This window comes from Roseateles sp. GW821-FHT03B02, assembly GCF_059421025.1.
Genome location: NZ_JBWKUV010000001.1, coordinates 257,848 through 276,941 on the forward strand (window position 1 = coordinate 257,848; position 19,094 = coordinate 276,941).

Here is a 19,094-nt window from a genome sequence, read left to right on the forward strand (position 1 = left end):
CTTTCGGACGAGGGGCCGCTGCGGGCTGGGCGCAGGCGGCGGGGCAGGTCTGATGCTCGCGTCCCCCGGCCACATCCGATCTTCAAAAAGGAAATCGCGCCCTGTTGGGCGCGATTTGCACAGGGTCTATGCAGGGTTACGGGTTCTTGATCTCCGCACCACCGCGCAGGTAGAACCACCAGTTCAGCACCAGGCAGACGGCGTAGAAGGCCGCGAAGCCGTAGAAGGCCTGCTGGGGCGTGCCCGCCTTGATCTGCTCACCGATCAGCACCGGCGCGATGAAGGCGCCGTAGGCGGCGACGGCGGAGGTCCAGCCCAGCACGGGGCCGGCCTGGGTGCGGTCGAAGATGACGCCCACGGAGCGGAAGGTGGAGCCGTTGCCGACGCCGCTGGCCGCGAACAGCAGCACCATCAGGCCCATGAAGGCCGGGAAGTACTGCTCCGGCGTGGCCGAGCCATAGGCCTGCTGCATGACATAGCCCACCGCGGCCGATGCGAACACCATCACCGCCGAGATGACCTGGGTGACGATCGAGCCGCCCACCTTGTCCGAGATCCAGCCGCCGATGGGCCGCACGGCGGCACCAACGAAGGGGCCGATCCAGGCGTAGGTCAGCGCGGACGGCGCGTTCGGGTTCTTCAGCGTGTGGGTCAGGACACCCGCGGCGTCGGGCACGTGCTGGAAGCCGAAGATGACCGTGATCGCCAGCGGCAGGGCCATGGAGAAGCCGATGAAGCTGCCGAAGGTGACGACGTACAGCGCCGTCAGGCTCCAGGTGTGCTTGTTCTTGAAGATGGCGAACTGCTTGGCCACGTTCTCCTTCATTGCACCGAAGGCGGCCAGGCGCATGACGAGCAGCGCCGCGATGATGTCCAGCGGGATGGCCACCCACATGTTCAGCAGCCCCAGGCCGGTGGGCGCCGGCAGGTAGAGGTAGAGCATGCCGATGGACGGCACGAAGGCGAGCGAATACAGGTAGGTGATCTTCAGGAAGGCCACCAGCGGCGAGCCGCTCTGCGGCGTCACCGTCTTCAGGTTGTTCATGCCGAACCAGCACAGGATGGCCAGCGGCACCAGCGACAGCACCCAGGCGAAGCCGGCGTTCTGCACCCAGGTCTGGGTGCCGGCCGGAATCTTGCCGAAGATCCAGCCGCTGGCCTTCACCAGCGTCATCGAGTCGCCGCTGAGACCGAACAGGCTGACGGTCATCACGAGCGGGATGACGATCTGCATCGTCGTCACGCCGAAGTTGCCCAGGCCCGCGTTCAGCCCCAGCGCCGTGCCCTGCAGGCGCTTGGGGAAGAAGGTGGAGATGTTGGACATCGACGACGCGAAGTTGCCGCCGCCCACGCCCGACCACAGCGCCATCAGCTGGAAGGCCCACAGCGGCCAGTCCTTGTGCTGCAGCGCCACGCCGGTGCCGATGGCCGGGGCCAGCAGCATGGCCGTGGTGAGGAAGATGGTGTTGCGGCCACCCGCCATGCGGATCAGGAAGGAGGCCGGGATGCGCATCGTGGCGCCCGAGATGCCGGCGATGGCCGTCAGCGTGAAGAGCTCGGCCTGGGTGAAGGGAAAGCCCAGGTTGAGCATCTGCACGGCGATGATGCCCCACATGCCCCAGACGGCGAAGCCGCACAGCAGGGCCGGGATGGAGATCCACAGGTTGCGGTAGGCGATGCGCTTGCCGGTGCTGTTCCAGAAGGCGTCTTCCTCCGGGCGCCAGTCGGCGATGTCGTTCTTGCTCATGTTCTTTCCTTGTTCGGATCAGGCGGGTTGGACGCCGTGGCCCATGACGTCGGTGCGGCGCACCTCGGTCCAGTACATCCAGATCAGCGAGACCCAGACGACGCCGTACATCAGCATGAAGGCGCTGGAACGGACGCCCGTGAGGTCCAGCAGCGCGCCGAACAGGATGGGCAGCACGAAGCCGCCCAGGCCGCCGGCCAGGCCCACGATGCCGCTGATGGCGCCGATGTTGCCGGGGTAGTCGTCGCTGATGTACTTGAAGACCGAGGCCTTGCCGAAGGCGAAGGCCACGCCCAGCACGCCCATCAGCGCGGTGAAGGCGTACACGTTCAGGCCGATGTGGAAGGTCTTGGCGCCGGCGGTGGTCACCACGGTGAAGTCGGTCTGCGGGTAGCTGAGCAGGAACAGGCAGATCCAGCTCACCCACATCACCCACCACGTCACCTTGTGGGCGCCGTACTTGTCGGACAGCAGGCCGCCGATGGCGCGCAGCACGCCGCCGGGCAGGCTGAAGCAGGCGGCCAGCAGCGCGGCCACGCGGATGTCGAGGCTGTACTCGCCGACGTAGTACTGCACCATCCACAGTGCCAGCGCAACATAGCCGCCGAAGACGATGCTGTAGTACTGGCAGTACTTCAGCACGCGCGGGTCCTTCAGCGCCTTGAGCTGCTGGCCGAAGCTGACGTTGCTGGTGACGAGGTGGGCCGGGTTGCTATAGCTGAACAGCCAGAACAGCACGACGGTGCCGGCCATGATGGCGGCGTACACCTGCGGCACGATGGCCCAGCCGAAACTCACCAGCAGCACGGGCGCCACGAACTTGTTGACGGCCGAGCCCGAGTTGCCGGCACCGTAGACGCCCATGGCCATGCCCTGGCGGCTCTTGGGGAACCAGCGCGCCACGTAAGGCGTGCCGACAGAGAACGAACCACCCGCCAGGCCCACGAACAGCCCGATGACGAGGAAGTGCCAATACTGCGTGGCATCGGCCATGGCCCAGATGGCCGGCACGGTGGCGAGCATCAGCAGGGCCATGACGATGCGGCCGCCGTAGCGGTCCGTCCAGATGCCCAGGGGCACGCGCACCAGAGAGCCGGTCAGCACCGGCATGGCCGTGAGCAGGCCGAACTCGGTGGCGTTGAGGCCGAGCTGCTTCTTGATCGGGATGCCGATGACGCCGAACATCATCCACACCATGAAGCAGACGGTGAAGGCCAGGGTGCTGACGATCAGGACCGACCAGGCCTTGCGGTCGATGGGGGCTGCGCTCATGCAGATTCCTCCTCAGTGACGATGCACCCACTGTCCCGCGCGCGGCGCGCGCTGCCCATTCACCGGAGGATCAGCGGGGCACCGGCCGCTGGGAGGACGAGGGTCGGGGCGGCCTCGTTCTAAAGAACTACGCCTCTGGCGACGTCTGGATGGGCGCAGGAGGGCTGGCGGGCCTGATGCTTCGTTGCTCGGGCTTGCGTTGCATTCGGTGTTCGCCGCGAAAACCCGCTGGCGGCAGGCCGGGGCATGGGGGAGTCCAGTTGCGCAGGTAAAGGGGGAGGGACGCGCAGCGGCCCGGGGGACACGAAGCAACTGGGCTCCCCCATGTCCCGGCCCCAACCCATCGGTGCAACGGCTTTGAACTACGCCCGCTGCTGCGTCACCAGCACCGCCGCCTGCACCCGCGAATCCAGGTCCAGCTTGCGCAGCAGATGCTGCACATGGATCTTCACCGTGGTCTCGGCGATGCCGAGTTCCCGGGCGATCTGCTTGTTGGAGTCGCCCCGGGCGATCAGTTCGACGATCTCGCGCTCGCGGGGTGACAGCGTGCCCAGCGGGTCGGGCGGCGGCGCGGCGGCCGTGGAAGCCGCCTCGGCCTCGTGGCGGAAGGCCGTGGCCAGCTTGCCGGCCATCTCGGCGCTGAAGCTGGACACCCCGCGCGCCGCGCGTTCGATGGCCTGAGTCAGCTCCTGGTTGTCGGCCGTCTTCAGCAGATAGCCGCAGGCGCCGGCCCGCAGCGCGGCGCCGAGGTCGGCTTCGGATTCGCTCATCGTCAGCATCAGCACCTGGACACCGGGCGCAGCGGCCTTCAGCGCCGGCAGGGCCTGCACGCCGGCGACGCCGGGCAGGTGGTTGTCCAGCAGGATGACCTGGGGCCGCAGCTCGGCGGCCAGGCGCTCGGCGGCGCCCGCGTCGCCGGCTTCGCCGACGACCTGCAGTTGCGACTGCGTGGCCAGCAGCGCGATCAGGCCGCGGCGGAACAGCGTGTGGTCGTCGACGACGAGGACGCGGATGGGATCGACGGAACTCATGGCTGGGTCGGTTCGTATTCGGGGAGGGAGACCCGCACCAGCGTGCCGCGGCCGGGTTGGGATTCGAGCGCCACCGCGGCGCCCACCTTGGCGGCACGCTCGCGCATGATTCGCAAGCCCACATGGCTGTCGTCGGGCGCGCCTGCGGCAGCGTCGAAGCCGCGGCCGTCGTCGCGCACATCGATCTGCCAGTGCGGCTGGTGCGTCAGCTTCACCTGCACCTGGCTGGCCTGGGCATGCTTGCGCACGTTGGCCAGCGCTTCCTGCACGACGTGCAGCAGTTGCACCTGCACGTCGGCCGGCAGCGGTGCGCCGTGGCCGTCGACCTCCAGCTCGGCCTGCACGCCGCTCTGCAGGCGGAACTTCTGCAGCGTCTGCTGCAGCGCGGGCAGCAGGTCGTCGCCGTCGGTGCGGGTGCGGAAGTGCATCAGCAGCGCGCGCACGTCGGCTGTGCATTCCCTCAGGCCCAGCTCCAGCTCGTCGACGAGACGGTCCGCCGCATCGGCCTTGCCGCCCTGGCGGGCGTCCTTGAGCAGCTGCAGCTGGATCTTCATGAAGGCCAGGCTCTGGGCGATGGAATCGTGCAGCTCGCGGGCCAGCATGCCCCGCTCCTCGGCCACGGCGGCCTCGCGCTGCAGGGCCTCGTTGCGCAGGCCGTCCATGGCGCTGGCCAGGTGGCTCGCCAGGCTGTCCAGCAGCTCGCGATCGGCCTTGCTGGGCCGGGGCATGTCGCGGAAGAGCAGATCCACTTCGCCCATCACGCGGCCCTGCACATTCAGCGCCACCGCCGTCACGGCGACGAAGCCGGCCTTGACGCAGTGGGAGTTCGCCTCGTCCTCGCGGGCGATGGGAATGACCTTGGCATCCGTCGCGGCGCTGCCGCAATGGCAGTCGCCTGGTGCCAGGCAGCGCTCGGCCTCGGCCATCGCCGGGGGCAGGCCTTGCGAGGACAGCAGCACCATGCGCTGCTGGCTCGGATCCAGCCAGCGCAGCGCCACCGCGTCGGCGCGGGCTGCGCGGCGCATGCGCTCCGCAAAGCCGGCGGCCAGGTCGCGCTGGGACGAGACGCCCGCGGCGAACGACGTGGCCTCGTAGAGCGTGGCCAGGCGCTGCTGCTCCAGGCGCAGGTCGGCCGTCTTGGCACGCACCTCGTCCTCCATGCCGCGGTAGACGGCTTCCAGCCGCTGCGCCATGCGGTTGAAGCCGCGGGCGAGGTCGCCGAACTCGTCCTGCGAGTCCTCGGCGATGCGGGTGCCCAGCGTGCCCTGCTCCAGCGCCTGCAGGCCGCGGCGCAGGCGGTCCACCGGCGCGAACACGACCAGGTGAGAGGCATACAGCAGGACCATGGCCGCCGCGATGGCCAGCCCGACCAGGACCAGCTGCACGCTGGACAGCAGGGAACTCCAGCCCGCCATGCGGGCCTCGACGGCGTCGACGAGGAAGTCGATGCGCCGCACCAGCGCCTCGGCCTGCGCGCCACTGGGCACCGGCAGGCCGTCGGGCGCGGCCGACTTGAGCTGCTGCCATCCCTCGCGCACGCCGCGCCAGGCCTGCAGCGTGCGCTCGTCGCGCGGCAGGAAGAGGGGTCGCGCCGGATCGCCGTCCACCAGCAACTGCAGCGAGGCGTCATAGGCCTGGACGAGGCTGCGCACCGGCTCGCTGCCGCCCGCCGCGCCCTGGTGCGCCAGGCGCCAGGTCTGCATGCGCAGCCGCCCGGCCTCGTTGACCGCCGCGGCGCCGCCTTCGAGCTGCCAGCCTATCCACAGCGTCAGGCTGATGGACGCCAGCGCGATGCACAGCAGGACGGCACCCAGGATGCCGACCTTGGTGGCGAGACGCGCGCGATTCCAGCCCTTGGACATGCGGCGGATTCTGGTCAGCCCAGCCCGGGAGCGCTTGACATCGCGCAAGGTTCGCGACGAATCACTCCGCTACCGTTCCCGCCTGCCCGGCGGGCTCGGCCGCTTTTTCCCTGGCGTCCAGGCCCCAGTCCATCCAGTCCTCGCCGAAGAGCTCGCTCGGGTGGGGCGTGGCCACCGAGCCGTTGCCGCACTGCCGGGAATCGGACGGGCAGTAGCGGTCGCAGCCCCAGCAGATGCGCCCGGGGTTGGCCGGCCGGATAGGGAACTTCTTGGTCACTGGGGCACTCCTCGGCCTGCGGCCTTGCCAGGCCGGAGACCCGGCGCGGCGCTCATTGCAGCGCCAACGCAGCGTCCGGCACCGCCCGCAGCGCATGCTGGCGCTGGCGCTGCTGGACCGGTCGGACCATAAAAACGGTGGGGTCGCGCCCGCGCTCCAGCAGCAGCGTGCGTACGCGCGCCTGCCAGAGTCTGCCCAGCGCGCGCTCGTCCTGCACGGTCGCCTTGCCCGAAGACAGCAGCGCGACGAGGGCGTCCAGTTCCGCTTGCCCGGGCAGCGTCGCCGTGTCCACGCCCACGTCGACGGCAGCATGGGTGTCCAGCCGCGTGAAGCGCAGCGCCAGCACCAGGTCGGGCTTGCTGCGGATCAGGCCGGCCCGGCTGAAGCGCCCGCCCAGGCCCTTGAAGCCGGAGCTGCCCGCCGCGCCGGTGAGCATCTGCACCACGGTCGCCACCACGCCACTGCCGCCGGTGCGCACGTCGTCGCGGAACTCCACCTTGAGGCCGCCGCGCTGCGGCAGGCCGTCGGGGTAGAGGTGCTCCAGCGCCAGCCAGGTCAGCCAGTAGGCCGACGCGACGGCCACGCAGGCATGGCCCGTCAGCCGCACGGCGTCGCCGAAGCCGTATTCGAGGACGCCGTCCTCGGCGCAGCCCAGCACGCGGGCCAGTGGGTCCTGCACCCGCAGGCGAGGCACTTCGTCGAAGTAGTCAGGCAGTTTCATGAGGGTCTCGTCGAGATCAGCCGGGGCGGCCGTCGATGCGGGGGCGGGACAGCACGGGCCAGTAGCGCACGGCATAGAGGCCGAAGCCGGCCGACCACAGCAGCGCGGAGGCCAGCGCCGCATGGACGATCTGACCGGGCGCCGCCAGGGGAAGGATCACGCGCACGGCGGCCGCCGCGGCGATCAGCAGATAGCAGGCGACTTCGAAGCGGTCCGCCTTCAGCGGACGCCCGGTGTGGCCGCGCGCGGTGCGGGTCATCATGCCGATGACGAGGCCGCCAACGGCGCCCACCGTCAGCGCGTGCGTGGCCAGCGACGGCATCAGCCAGCCCGCTTCGGCTAGCGCGCGCAGCAGCAGGTGCACCGGCACCCACAGATAGGCCAGGTGCAGCACCCACACCAGCGGTGCGCGCCGCGTGCGCCAGGGCCGCCACAGCGCCCAGCGCCAGGCATGCGCGATGCCGACGGCCACGGCCAGCACGGCCAGCGGCGCGCCCTGCAGCCCGAGCACGTCGGCCGCCAGCAGGGCCAGCACGCCGCCGAGGGCCGCCTTCTCGACCCGCGGCTCGCGCGCGGCACCGGCGCCCGGCACGCCGTTGTTGGTGAACATCGGGATGACGCGCCCGCCCATGACGGCCAGAATGAAGAGCACCACATCCAGCGCCACCTGGATGCCCAGCCAGCCCGGCACCACGACGATGCCGAACTGCGCCAGGTGCACGCAGCCGGCGGCCAGCGCCAGCAGCACCAGCAGGCCGACGAAGAAGTAGTTGCGCCGGTTGCCCGCCTTCAGGAAGGGCACGGCCAGCGCGACGGCGGCGGCCAGCGGGAAGGCGACGTTGGCCAGGGCCGCGGCCAGCGCCCAGGGCGTCAGCACCAGCACCCGCGCCGCCACCCAGAGCAGGGCCAGCGCGGCGAGCTTCCAGCCGGTCGGCGTGGGTTGGCCGGTCCAGTTGCCGCCGGCCGTGAACAGGAAACCGACGATGACCGCCAGCGTGAAGCCGAACAGCATCTCGTGGGCATGCCAGATCGGCCCGGCCAGGTAGGCGTGGCCCAGCAGGCCCGAGAACTGCAGCGCCCACAGCGGCACCGACAGCGCCGCGAACACGCTGGCCAGCAGGTAGAAGGGCCGGAAGCCCAGCGCGAACAGCGCAAAGCCCGCGCGCGCGCCGCCCGGGGGTTCGTCGATTCTCAGCAGGTGCGTCATGTCTTTGAAATCCGTTGCAGGGGCGCCAGGCCGGCACGCCAGGCGACGGCGGCGCCGGCCACCGTAAGCGCAAACGCCGCGATGGCCAGCGCGTTGCCGGCGGCGCCAAGGGCTGTCAGCCGGGGGCTGAGCAGGCCGCCGAAGAGGCGCAGCGCCAGCGAGGCGTGCAGCAAGGCCAGCGGCAGGTAGAAGGGCCAGCCGAACGCCAGCTTCACGCGGGCGACGGCGGGCAGGATGACCGGGGCATGGCCCAGCACCATGCTGAAGACGAAGCCCAGCGCGAGGCCGTGCAGGGCTGCGTCGCGCAGCGGCAGGCCCAGCGCCGCGCCGGCCCAGGCCAGCCCGGCGACGGCCAGCCAGGCATAGCCGGTAAGCAGGCACAGCGCCATGTAGCGGCTCAGGCCCGCGGCGCGGACGGTGCGGCGCGCGATGTCGAAGACAGCCAGCCAGCCGGCCAGGGCGACGAGCGAGAGCCCGTAGAACAGGCCACCCCAGCCGGGCGCCAGGCCCGACAGCAGCGCACCACCGGCCGCCGCAGCCAGGATGGCCAGCAGGGCCGGCCCGGCCACGGCATGGCGGCGCATCAGCCGGGTCATCTCCAGCCGCTCCGCGGCGATGGTGAAGACGAGAAAACAGAACCAAAGCGGCACGACCGCGCCGGCCAGGACGCCCAGCGCATGCGCCAGGCTGCCGGCGGCCCAGGCCCCGGCCCCCGCCAGCAGCAGCAGCGTGTGGGCAGCTATCTGGCGGCACACCACGGCCAGGTTCACGCCGACGAAAGCCAGCGACGCTGCCGCGGCCAGCCACGCGGCGGCATCCGGCGCGCCCGCGAGCAGCGCCACGCTGGCGAGGCCGGAGGCCAGCGGGCCGGCAAAGGCCGCCGGGTGCTTGACCGCCACGGCGCGCTCGATGGCGATGACGGTGCCCATGAAGGCGCAGATCATCAGGAAGGCGTGGGCGGAGACGGCGGCGCCCGCCGCCACAGGCACCGCCACGCCGGCACGCACGAGGCCGCCGGCGATGCCGGCCACCAGCGCACCCGCGACGAGGACCGCGAAGGCCAGTCGTGTCAGCAGCCTGGGAGAGCGTCGCATCGCCGGCCCCTACCAGCCCATGAAGGCCTTGGCCCGGTCGCTCATGCGGTCGGTCGTCCAGGGCGGCTCCCACACCACCTCGACATGAATGCGCTGGTCGGCCGGCACGACCTTGTCCAGTTCCGTGCAGGCGTCGTCGACGATGACGTCCACCACCGGGCAGGCGGCCGAAGTCATGGTGAGCAGCACCTTGACGCGCTCCGGCGTGACGGCCACGCCATAGACCAGGCCCACGTCGACGATGGACATGGCCACCTCCGGGTCCACCACGCGGCGCAGCGCCGCCAGGATGGGCTCGCGCAACTCGTCCGGGCCTTCGTAGGGATAGGGCAGTTCGGTCACGCGACGAGGCCCGCCTCGGCCGGCGCGACGAAGCGCAGCAGTTGCACCAGCGCCTGCCGGTTGGCCGTGATGTCGGCCAGCGTGTAGCGGTCCAGCACGGCGTGGAAGGCTTCCACCGCCTCGGCCAGCACGCCCTTGAGGCGGCAGTGGCTGACGATGGCGCAGTGGCTGTCCTGCCGTGCCGAGAAGCACTCGGCCGGCAGGTCCTGGCCCTCGGTGTCGCGCACCACCTCGCCGACGCGGATCTGCGCTGCCGGCAAGGCCAGCGTGAGGCCGCCGCCCTTGCCGCGCACCGTGGCCACCCAGCCGCGCTTGGCCAGGTGATGCACGACCTTGGTCAGGTGGTTGGCCTTGATGTCGTAGGCCGCGCAGATCTCGCCCACCGTGGCGCGCCGATCGGGATCGGCGGCCAGGTACATCAGCACGCGCAGGCTGTAGTCGGTGAAGGCGGTGAGCCTCATCTGTCAATCCTTTCAGCGTCCACGGGCCGGCGCGGTGCCTGCCGCCGGCAGCCTGTCCGCCGCGCGGCGGCGCAGCAGGAACAGGGCATACACGGCGAGGAAGACGCTGCCTGCGGCGAACAGGATGTCGCCCGGCACGCGCAGCCACACCAGAGTCTCCATCACGGGCGAGTGGATGATCTCCGGCGAGCGGGCGAACCACAGGCCGGTGGTGATGCTGTGATAGGCCTGATAGATGCCGGCCGGCAGCAGCGACAGGAAGACCATCATGGCCAGGCCGATGTTCAGGCTCCAGAAGGCGGGCTTGAGGAACTTGTCGGCATGCAGCGCACGGTCATACAGGCCACGCAGGCAGAACAGCATCAGGCCGATGCCCAGCATGCCGTAGACGCCGAACAGCGCCGCGTGGCCGTGGGCCGCCGTCATGTTCAGGCCCTGCACGTAGTACAGCGAGGCCGGCGGGTTGATGGCGAAGCCCAGCAGACCCGCGCCCACCGTGTTCCAGAAGCCCACGGCAACGAAGCTCATGATGACCCACTTGTAGGCGCCCAGCCAGGCCACGCCCTTGGAGCGGCGATAGGTCTGCAGGGCTTCCAGGCCGATGAGGGTGAGCGGCACCACTTCGAGGGCCGAGAACACGGCGCCCACGGCGATGACCGAGGTGGGCGTGCCGGTCCAGTACAGGTGGTGCAGCGTGCCCAGGATGCCGCCGAACAGGAAGACGATGGTCTCCGCAATGATGGCGCGGTTGGCCGAGGCGGCGCGCACCAGGCCCAGGTTGGTGAAGATCAGCGCGACCACGGCGGTGGCGAACACTTCGAAGAAGCCCTCCACCCACAGGTGCACCAGCCACCAGCGCCAGTACTCGATCATGGAGTAGTGGGTGTGCTGGCCCCAGGTCAGCGACGAGGCGTAGAAGCCGCCGATGCAGGTGGCCGACAGGAACACCATGGCAATCAGGCCACGGGTTTCCGACGGGCGCTTGAGCGCCGGCCACAGCGCGCGGCCGAGCAGGAAGACCCAGAACAGCAGGCCGACGAAGAGCAGGATCTGCCAGAAGCGGCCCATGCTCGTGAACTCCAGGCCCTGGTTGCCGAACCAGAAGCTGAAGTCGACGCCGCGGTGCTGCAGCGTGCCCAGCCAGCCGGTGATCGTCGAGCCGAGCACGACGATGATCAGCGCCCAGAACAGCAGGTCCACGCCCAGCTTCTGCAGCTTGGGCTCGGCGCCCGACAGCAGCGGCGCGACGTAGAGGCCGGTGGCCAGCCAGGCGGTGGCGATCCAGAACACGCCGATCTGCGTGTGCACGGTGCGGCTGATGGTGTACGGCAGGATCTGCGCCAGCGGCAGGCCGAAGAAGGACTGGCCCTCCACCGCGTAGTGCGCGGTGACGACGCCCATGCCGATCTGCAGCAGCATCAGCGCGATGACGATGAAGAAGTACTTGCGCGTGGCCTTCATCGACGGCGTGGCCTTGGCGCCCAGCAGCGGGTCGGCCTTGGGCACGACGGCGTCGTCTTCGTCGCCGCCTTTGTGCAGCCAGAGCATCGCTGCAATGCCGCCCAGCAGCAGCACGATGCTGGCCATTGACCACATCGCGGCCGAGGTGCTCATGGTGTTGCCAACCATCGGCTCATGCGGCCAGTTGCTGGTGTAGGACAGGCCGGCTTCGCCCGGGCGGTCCGTCGTGGCGGCCCAGGACGACCAGAAGAAGAAGGCCGTCAGGGCCTGGCGGCGCTCGGCGTCCGGCAGGGTGTCGGCGGTCATGGCGTACTGGTCGCGCAGCTTGTCCAGCTTGGGGTCGCTGCCGAACAGGCCGTCGTAGTGCGACGCCACCGCGCGGATGGCCTGGGCTCGGGCGGCGCTCACGCGCACCTCGCCGCTGGCCTCGTCGTAGGTGTTGCGGCGCATTTCCTCGCGTACGGCCTGGTCGACCGCGGCGCGCTGAACGTCACTCACGGGCAGGCCACCTTGCTGCTGCTCGGCCAGACGCTTTTCTTTCAGCGCCACGGCTTCGCGATGCAGCCAGTCGGCCGACCAGTCTGGCGCCACATAGGCGCCGTGGCCCCAGACGGTTCCCAATTGCTGGCCGCCGGCCGACATCCAGGCCTGCTGGCCGAACTGGATCTGCTCACCGGTGAACAGCAACTCGCCTTCGGCCGTGACCACCTTGCTCGGGATGGGCGGGGCGGATAGATAAATCTGCCAGCCCAGGTAGCCCAGGGCACCGAACGACAGGACGAAGATCAGGCCCAGCCAACGCCAGAGCCTCTTGGTGGATTTCATGATGGTTCCTTCTCGAATGCTCTTGAAACGGCGCTCAGGCCCCGCCGCAGGCGCCGCAGCAGCGGCCGTCGTTGTGGGCCGCCGGGGCTTTCGCCAACCGCGCCAGCCACAGGCCGTCGCCCGGCTGGCTGACGTCCCAGCTCAGTTGGCCGGGCAGGTGCCGGCCGAGCTTCAGCAGCAGGGGCTGCGGGTCTGCGTCGTCGATGAATGCCGCCGAGCCGCCTGCGGCCAGGCCCCGCAGGAGCTGGTCGACGAGGCCGGGGCGCGACTCGCGGGCAAACGCGCGCAGGTCGACTTGCTGGAGGGTGTTCGGTGCCATGGCTTCCTTAATATGCATTTTGAATGCATGAATGTTAGAAACCAGCTCCGACCGGCGATTTGACGTACATCAAACCGACCGACGAAGCCGCCCGCCGGGCGCGGTCCCGCGCGGTTTGGGACAATGGCAGGATGTCTGAAGTCCTCGCCCCCATCTCCCCCGCCACGCCCAGCGCCGAAGAACTCGCCGCCGACCTCGCCGCGAAGAAGGCCGCGCACGAGATCAACAAGCTCTCCAAGCGCCTGCACCGCCAGGTGGGCCAGGCCATCACCGACTTCAACATGATCGAGGACGGCGACAAGGTCATGGTCTGCCTGTCGGGCGGCAAGGACAGCTACGCCATGCTGGACATCCTGCTCAACCTGCAGCAGCGCGCGCCTGTTCGGTTCAGCCTCGTCGCCGTCAACCTCGACCAGAAGCAGCCCGGCTTTCCCGAGGAGGTGCTGCCCAACTACCTGCGTTCCCGCGGCGTGGATTTCCACATCGAGAACCAGGACACCTACTCCATCGTCAAGAAGCTCATCCCAGAGGGCAAGACGACCTGCAGCCTGTGCTCGCGCCTGCGCCGCGGCATCCTCTACCGCGTGGCGGGCGAGCTGGGAGCCACCAAGATCGCGCTGGGCCACCACCGCGACGACATGGTCACGACGCTCTTCCTGAACATGTTCTTCGGCAGCCGCCTGAAGGGCATGCCGCCCAAGCTCGTCAGCGACGACGGCAGGAACGTCGTCATCCGGCCGCTGGCCTATGTGAAGGAGCCCGACCTGGTGCGCTGGGCCGAGCACCGCGAGTTCCCCATCATCCCGTGCAACCTGTGCGGCAGCCAGGACAACCTGCAGCGCGTGCAGGTCAAGGCCATGATCAACGAGTGGGAGAAGCGCTACCCGGGCCGCATCGACAACATCTTCACGGCCATGGGCAACATCGTGCCCTCGCACATGATGGACAAGAAGCTCTTCCCCTTCGAGACCATGAAGGCCACGGGCCAGGCCGAGCCGGATGGCGACATCGCGTTCGACGACGACGAGTCTTGCGCCACGCCGTCCCCCACGGCTTCGGTGATCACGCTGCAACGCTGATTTACACAGGGGCAAAGTCGGCGCGTCAGAATGACTGCAGCTCATCCACCGGAGATGCCGTCATGTTGAACCGCCGCCTTGTCCTCGTCACCGCCGCATCCGCGGCCCTGGCCGCCTGCAGCGGCCCCTACACCGTTTCCGCCGACGTCTCCAGCTACGGCGCCTGGCCGGCCGGCCGCAAGCCCGGCAGCTACGCCTTCGACCGCCTGCCCTCCCAGCAGCAGAGCGAGGAGGCCGTCAAGCGCCAGACCACGCTGGAAGACGCCGCCCGCGCCGCGCTGGAAAAAGCCGGCTTCAAGCCCGCAGCCGACACCAAGAGCGCCGACGTGCTCGTCACGCTGGGCGCCCGCGTCACCGCCTACGACCCCGTGCCCTGGGACGACCCGCTGTGGTGGCGCTGGCGCGGCCGGCTGATCTCACCGCGCTACGGCTACGCGCCGGGCTGGAGCGGCTTCGGCTGGCGCCACGACCCCTTCTTCGACCGCCGCTACGACCGCGCCGTGGCCCTGCTGATGCGCGACCGCGCCAGCGGCGAGGCCTTGTTCGAGACGCATGCCAGCAACGAGGGCATGACCGCGGGCAGCGATGCGCTGCTTACGCCGCTGTTCGACGCGGCCCTGGCCGAGTTCCCCCAGGTCAACCCGAAGTCGCACCGCGTGTCCGTGCAGGCCGTTCGCTAGCGGAAACGTCACGCCTGCCTGCCCATAATCGTGGCTTCGTTCAAAAACGCAGTCGCAAGGCAGGCATGGCGCTCAACATCGTGATCATGGCGGCGGGCAAGGGCACCCGCATGAAGTCCGCAACGCCCAAGGTGTTGCACAAGCTCGCCGGCCGCTCGCTGCTGGCCCATGTGCTGAAGAGCTGCGAGCCGCTGGCCGCCGCCGCCCGCATCGTCATCACCGGCCACGGCGCGGAGCAGGTGGAAGCGGCCGTCACCGCCGACGGCATCTCCTTCGTGCGCCAGATGCCCCAGCTCGGCACCGGCCACGCCATCCAGCAGGTCGTGCCCGTGCTGCAGGGCGAGGGCACGACGCTGATCCTGAACGGCGACGTGCCTCTCATCGAGACGGGCACGGCCAAGGCCCTCATCGACGCCTGCGCCGGCCACGCGCTGGTGCTGCTGACGGTGGATCTGTTCGACCCCACCGGCTACGGCCGCATCATCCGCGACCCCGACGACGACGGCGTGCTCGCCATCGTCGAGCACAAGGACGCCACGCCCGAACAGCGCCTCATCCACGAGGGCTACAGCGGCATGATGGCCGCCCCCACCGGCGCGCTGAAGCGCTGGGTCGGCCAGCTGACCAACAACAACGCCCAGGGCGAGTACTACCTGACCGACATCGTCGCGATGGCCGTCGCCGAGGGCCTGCCAGTGCTGGGCATCAAGGCCCACAGCGAGATCGAGGTGCTGGGCGTCAACGACCCGGTGCAGCTCGCCCAGCTGGAGCGCGCCTTCCAGGCCCGGCAGGCGGAGGACCTGATGCGCGCCGGCGTGCGTCTGGCCGACCCGGCCCGCTTCGACCTGCGCGGCGCGCTGGTGCACGGCCAGGATGTCGAGATCGACGTGAACTGCGTCTTCGAGGGCGCGGTGGAACTGGGCGACGGCGTGCGCATCGGCGCCAACTGCGTCATCCGCAACGCGAAGATCGCGGCCGGCGCGCGCATCCAAGAGTTCACCCACATCGACGGCGAGAAGCAAGGTGCCAGCGTCGGCGAAGGTGCGTTGGTCGGCCCCTTCGCCCGCCTGCGCCCCGGTGCCCAGCTGGGCGCCGAGGTGCACATCGGCAACTTCGTGGAGGTCAAGAACTCGACGCTGGCCAAGGGTGCCAAAGCCAACCACCTCGCCTACCTCGGTGACGCGACGGTGGGCGAGCGCGTCAACTACGGCGCCGGGTCCATCACCGCCAACTACGACGGCGCCAACAAGCACCGCACCACCATCGGCGACGACGTCCACGTCGGCTCCAACTGCGTGCTGGTGGCCCCGGTCACGCTGGGCAGCGGCGCCACCATCGGCGGCGGATCGACCATCACCAAGGACGTCAACCCCGGCGACCTCGCCGTGGCGCGCGGCAAACAGGTGGCGCTGAGCGGCTGGACCCGCCCGACCAAGAAGCGTTGAATAGCGCCGGCCTTGTGACTTAGTTCCCGCGATTGCGTCACGAGGCCCGGTTCCGGGGGAGGCGTCCTGCCCCGGCACGCCGTTACGATGACCCCGACTCACGAATGCCGCAGTAGCCCATGGCCCACGAACTCGACTTTGCCGCGCTCTCGCTTGACGATGCCGTCCCGGCCGATCTCGGCGCCTATGAGATCGCCCAGGCACGCAGCGAAGCGGATGCCCGCAACCGCGCGCTGGAGCTGAAGGCCCAGGCCTGCGACAACGCCGCCGACGCCTGCTGGTACCTGGCGCGCAGCCTCGGCGCCGCCCGCGACCTGCCGCAGAACGGCGAAGCCAGCCTCGAGTTGCTGTTCCAGCTGATCGGTGCCCTCGCCGACCTGCCCACCGACGTCGCCAGCGCGCCGCTGCCCGAGGTGCAGGGTGGCCGCGACGACGGCATCGCCGAACTCTGCCTGCAGCTCGAAGCCGCACGCGAGGTCACGGAAGACGCGTTGATCGACGCCGAACTGGCCCCTGCCCGCACCCAGCACTGCCACTGAGCGGCAATGCCCAAGCAAAAGGCGCCCCGCGGGGCGCCTTTGTCATGGTGGCGTCGACATCAACCGCCGTTGCTGATCGCGCTGCGGTCCAGCGAGGCCACCGGCGGCAGCGTCAGCCGGTTGTCCACGGCCTTGACGCCGCTCGTGCTCGCAGCCACGACGGTGGCACGCTCGCGGGCCTGGGCATCGGGCGCCCGGCCTTCCAGCTTCACGACACCATGGTCGGTGCTGACCGCGATGGGCACCGCCGCCAACGTCGCGTCGGCCGCCAGCGCCTGGCGGACCTGGATGGTGATCCCGGCGTCGACAGGGTCAGGCGCGGCCGGCGTCTGCTGGGCCTGGGGCGGCGAGACAGGCACAGCGGCAGCCTCCGGCGGCGCGACGGCGGGGGCCGCCGGCACAGGCGCCACGGGTTGCGGCGCAGCCTGGGCCAGAACTTCCGGCTGCGGCATCAGCGTGCGGACGGCCGGCGCAGGCGCCTGCGCCTTGGGCACCGGCGCGGCGGCCACGGCGGCGGCCGGCGGCGCGCTGGTTGGCAGCGCCTTGACCGTGCGCGTCTCGGCGGGAGCCGGTGCCGCCTCAGCGGGCTTGACTGCCGGCAATTCGGCCGGCACGGGCGCCGCTTCCTGCGGCGCGGATGTCACCACGCCCGTGCCGGGCGGAGCGGCCCGCAGTGCGGCGTCTTCGGGCGAAGGCGTGACCTGCCCGACGATGACGGGCGTGGCGGGCTCGGGGTGCGTGGTGCTGCGCGACATCAGCACCGCCCCGCCGATCAGCAGCACGCCCACGCCGGTACCGATCACCCAGGGCAGCGTCCCGGAACGCGGCGTGCTGGCCACGGGCCGGACAGCCGGCATGGCGGCATGGGAGGCCGATGCGGGCATTGGCGCCGCGCTGCGCGGCAGCGGATCGCCTTGCAACGGGGTGTGGGCGGAGACGGGCTTGGCGCCGGCCTTCGGGCCTGGCTTTGGCGACGATGTCCTGACGGGGGCGGCCACATCATCGAAATGATTGGCCCAGCCGTCGGCATGCATGGATTTCGGAAACTTCATCACTGCCTCCTGTTGTCGGGATCGACGGGTTCGTGATGAATCGATTCTTGGGGCGCCGGCGCCCCCGCCGTGCCGGCGCGCGTCACCTCCGCTTGTAGGACAAGGCAGCGCGCCCGTGCGCAGTTGTGAGGGCTGTGACAGCGCTAGAAGCCCTGCACCGGCAATGCGCTGCCACGCTGCAGCCAGTTGCGCGGCGAGTAGCGGCTGGCGGCGTCCGTCACGTGCAGCGTGTAGGCATGGCGCGACTTCTCGGACCGGTTGGCAGCCGAGTAATGCGGCAGCAGGCCGTGGAAGACCACCAGCGATCCCGCCTCCACCTCCAGCGGGACGGCCTGCTTCGAGTCCGCCGCGGGCCAGGGCGTCGCGTCGACCTGTTCCATCCAGGCTTTGCGGCCCTCGCGCACGAAACGCTCCCGCAGCACGCCGCGCGCGCCACGGTGGCCGCCCGGCTCGGTCCACAGGCAGCCGTTCTGCAGCGTCGCGTCCTCCAGCGCGAACCAGAAGGTCGTCACCGTGATGGGGTCGCTCTCGAAGAAGCTGGCATCCTGGTGCCAGCGCACCTCGCCGCCGATGCCGGGCTGCTTGAAGATGAACATGCTCTGCCAGACCTGCGGCTTGTCCAGCCCCAGGGCCGCCGCCACGCCGCGCAGCGCCTCGCCCTTGGAGAAGGCGCTGAAGACCGGGTCCAGGTCATGCATCGCATGGCCGATCTTGTTGATGGCCAGTTCCTTGGGCACGCGCAGCCGGCCCTCGGCATCGAAAGCCTCCTCCTCGAAGAAGCAGCGCACCTGATCGCCGCTGTCGAGGAAGTAGTCGTCCACATGGCGCTGCTGCTCCTCGGTCGTGAAGACGGGACGTTGCTCGCCGGGGTCGAAGGCGTCGACGATCTGCAGCGCGCGCTCGCGCAGCGCGGCAATGTCGGCAGCCTGCTTGAAGCCGGGGATGACGAGGAAACCTTGTTCGGCGTAGACGGAAGCGAGGGCAGCGTCGATCTTCATATGCATGCGGGAAGGAGTTGTGCGGATTGTGTGGCCGGCGCAGGGAGCCCACAGTGCGGCCACTTCACCACCCCGGGAGACTCCCGATGAAAGCGCTCAAGGTCCTGCTCGTCGCCATCGTGCTGCTGATCGCCGTGTGCCTGGCCGGAGGGCTGATGCTGTCGCCCAAGTTCACGGTGTCCCGCACGGCCACCATCAACGCCGCGCCGGACAAGATCTACGCCCTTATCGCCGACCCGCGCGGCTGGAAGCAGTGGAGCGCCTGGAACCAGCGCGATCCGGCCATGGCCATCGAGTACAGCGGCCCGGCCTCGGGCGCCGGCGCCGTCTGGGCATGGAAGAGCAAGAGCCAGGGCGACGGCCGCATGACCTTCACCACCGCCGAGCCGCCCAAGCGCCTGGGCTACGACCTCTTCTTCCCCGACTTCGGCACCACCTCCACCGGCGACTTCCGCCTCGACGCCAACGGCGGCGGCACCCAGGTCACCTGGACGATGAACGGCGACATGGGCGCCAACCCCGTCTACCGCTGGATGGGGCTGTTCATGGACAAGATGGTGGGACCGGACTTCGACGCCGGCCTGGCCAACCTGAAGGCGCTGGCCGAGAAAGGCTGACCATGGATGCCCCCCGGGAACGGGGGGGCATCGCTGCAGTCACCCCTTGACCCCGCAGAGCCGCG

Annotated in this window: 19 protein-coding genes; 5 read left to right on the forward strand and 14 right to left on the reverse strand. The window is 69.9% G+C overall.

The genetic code is table 11. The features are described from left to right. Nucleotides 1-136: 136 nt before the first annotated feature. The 12 genes from AC07VX_RS01170 to AC07VX_RS01225 all read right to left on the reverse strand — a co-directional run bounded on the left by AC07VX_RS01170 (nt 137) and on the right by AC07VX_RS01225 (nt 12,619). Complete coding sequence (locus tag AC07VX_RS01170; protein WP_493163565.1) at nt 137-1,747, reverse strand: MFS transporter; 1,611 nt, start codon at nt 1,745-1,747, stop codon at nt 137-139. 18 nt (nt 1,748-1,765) lie between these two features. Next, nucleotides 1,766-3,019, reverse strand: a complete 1,254-nt coding sequence (locus AC07VX_RS01175; protein WP_493163564.1) for an MFS transporter — start codon at nt 3,017-3,019, stop codon at nt 1,766-1,768. A 362-nt stretch (nt 3,020-3,381) separates the two neighbouring features. Beyond that, a complete protein-coding gene (locus tag AC07VX_RS01180) occupies nt 3,382-4,050 on the reverse strand; it encodes a response regulator (RefSeq protein WP_493163563.1) in 669 nt (222 codons plus the stop codon). Next, the gene (locus AC07VX_RS01185; RefSeq protein WP_493163562.1) at nt 4,047-5,912 is read right to left on the reverse strand and encodes a type IV pili methyl-accepting chemotaxis transducer N-terminal domain-containing protein; all 1,866 of its coding nucleotides are present in this window, start codon (nt 5,910-5,912) and stop codon (nt 4,047-4,049) included. Before AC07VX_RS01185 ends, AC07VX_RS01180 begins: the two co-directional genes overlap by 4 nt. A 61-nt stretch (nt 5,913-5,973) precedes the next feature. Further along, nucleotides 5,974-6,189 carry a DUF3079 domain-containing protein gene (locus AC07VX_RS01190; RefSeq protein WP_493163561.1) on the reverse strand — a complete coding sequence of 72 codons (216 nt, stop codon included), beginning with the start codon at nt 6,187-6,189 and terminating at the stop codon, nt 5,974-5,976. 52 nt (nt 6,190-6,241) lie between these two features. Beyond that, on the reverse strand, nt 6,242-6,910 hold the full coding sequence (locus tag AC07VX_RS01195) for a hypothetical protein (RefSeq protein WP_493163560.1): 669 nt from the start codon (nt 6,908-6,910) through the stop codon (nt 6,242-6,244). Nucleotides 6,911-6,926: 16 nt separating this feature from the next. Further along, on the reverse strand, nt 6,927-8,117 hold the full coding sequence (locus tag AC07VX_RS01200; protein ID WP_493163559.1) for an NnrS family protein: 1,191 nt from the start codon (nt 8,115-8,117) through the stop codon (nt 6,927-6,929). After that, nucleotides 8,114-9,211: a DUF8744 domain-containing protein gene (locus AC07VX_RS01205; RefSeq protein WP_493163557.1), complete on the reverse strand. Its 1,098-nt coding sequence runs from the start codon at nt 9,209-9,211 to the stop codon at nt 8,114-8,116. The genes AC07VX_RS01200 and AC07VX_RS01205 overlap by 4 nt, the downstream gene beginning before the upstream one ends. 9 nt (nt 9,212-9,220) lie before the next feature. Continuing rightward, nucleotides 9,221-9,553 (reverse strand): metal-sulfur cluster assembly factor, encoded by a 333-nt coding sequence (locus tag AC07VX_RS01210; RefSeq protein ID WP_493163556.1) that lies wholly within the window; start codon nt 9,551-9,553, stop codon nt 9,221-9,223. Further along, on the reverse strand, nt 9,550-10,014 hold the full coding sequence (locus AC07VX_RS01215; protein WP_493163555.1) for an Rrf2 family transcriptional regulator: 465 nt from the start codon (nt 10,012-10,014) through the stop codon (nt 9,550-9,552). The genes AC07VX_RS01210 and AC07VX_RS01215 overlap by 4 nt, the downstream gene beginning before the upstream one ends. A gap of 12 nt (nt 10,015-10,026) precedes the next feature. Beyond that, nucleotides 10,027-12,300: a nitric-oxide reductase large subunit gene (locus AC07VX_RS01220; protein WP_493163554.1), complete on the reverse strand. Its 2,274-nt coding sequence runs from the start codon at nt 12,298-12,300 to the stop codon at nt 10,027-10,029. Nucleotides 12,301-12,334: 34 nt separating this feature from the next. After that, a complete protein-coding gene (locus tag AC07VX_RS01225; RefSeq protein ID WP_493163553.1) occupies nt 12,335-12,619 on the reverse strand; it encodes a DUF2249 domain-containing protein in 285 nt (94 codons plus the stop codon). A gap of 131 nt (nt 12,620-12,750) precedes the next feature. Between AC07VX_RS01225 and ttcA the strand changes: the two genes are divergently transcribed. The 4 genes from ttcA (at nt 12,751) to AC07VX_RS01245 (ending at nt 16,362) form a co-directional block, all read left to right on the forward strand. Beyond that, nucleotides 12,751-13,698, forward strand: coding sequence for a tRNA 2-thiocytidine(32) synthetase TtcA (gene ttcA, locus AC07VX_RS01230; protein ID WP_493163552.1), 948 nt, complete (start codon nt 12,751-12,753; stop codon nt 13,696-13,698). Between the two features lie 62 nt (nt 13,699-13,760). Then, nucleotides 13,761-14,378: a DUF4136 domain-containing protein gene (locus tag AC07VX_RS01235; RefSeq protein ID WP_493163551.1), complete on the forward strand. Its 618-nt coding sequence runs from the start codon at nt 13,761-13,763 to the stop codon at nt 14,376-14,378. 65 nt (nt 14,379-14,443) lie between these two features. Beyond that, nucleotides 14,444-15,823: a bifunctional UDP-N-acetylglucosamine diphosphorylase/glucosamine-1-phosphate N-acetyltransferase GlmU gene (glmU, locus tag AC07VX_RS01240; protein WP_493163550.1), complete on the forward strand. Its 1,380-nt coding sequence runs from the start codon at nt 14,444-14,446 to the stop codon at nt 15,821-15,823. 119 nt (nt 15,824-15,942) lie between these two features. Then, nucleotides 15,943-16,362, forward strand: coding sequence for a hypothetical protein (locus tag AC07VX_RS01245; protein ID WP_493163549.1), 420 nt, complete (start codon nt 15,943-15,945; stop codon nt 16,360-16,362). Nucleotides 16,363-16,421: 59 nt separating this feature from the next. Here AC07VX_RS01245 and AC07VX_RS01250 read toward each other — a convergent pair whose 3' ends face one another. Together AC07VX_RS01250 and AC07VX_RS01255 are read right to left on the reverse strand one after the other, a co-directional pair. Continuing rightward, a complete protein-coding gene (locus AC07VX_RS01250) occupies nt 16,422-17,414 on the reverse strand; it encodes a BON domain-containing protein (RefSeq protein ID WP_493163548.1) in 993 nt (330 codons plus the stop codon). Between the two features lie 143 nt (nt 17,415-17,557). Next, a complete protein-coding gene (locus tag AC07VX_RS01255; RefSeq protein WP_493163547.1) occupies nt 17,558-18,418 on the reverse strand; it encodes a phytanoyl-CoA dioxygenase family protein in 861 nt (286 codons plus the stop codon). An 80-nt stretch (nt 18,419-18,498) separates the two neighbouring features. Between AC07VX_RS01255 and AC07VX_RS01260 the strand changes: the two genes are divergently transcribed. After that, nucleotides 18,499-19,029, forward strand: a complete 531-nt coding sequence (locus tag AC07VX_RS01260) for an SRPBCC family protein (RefSeq protein WP_493163546.1) — start codon at nt 18,499-18,501, stop codon at nt 19,027-19,029. The last annotated feature ends 65 nt before the right edge of the window (nt 19,030-19,094 follow it).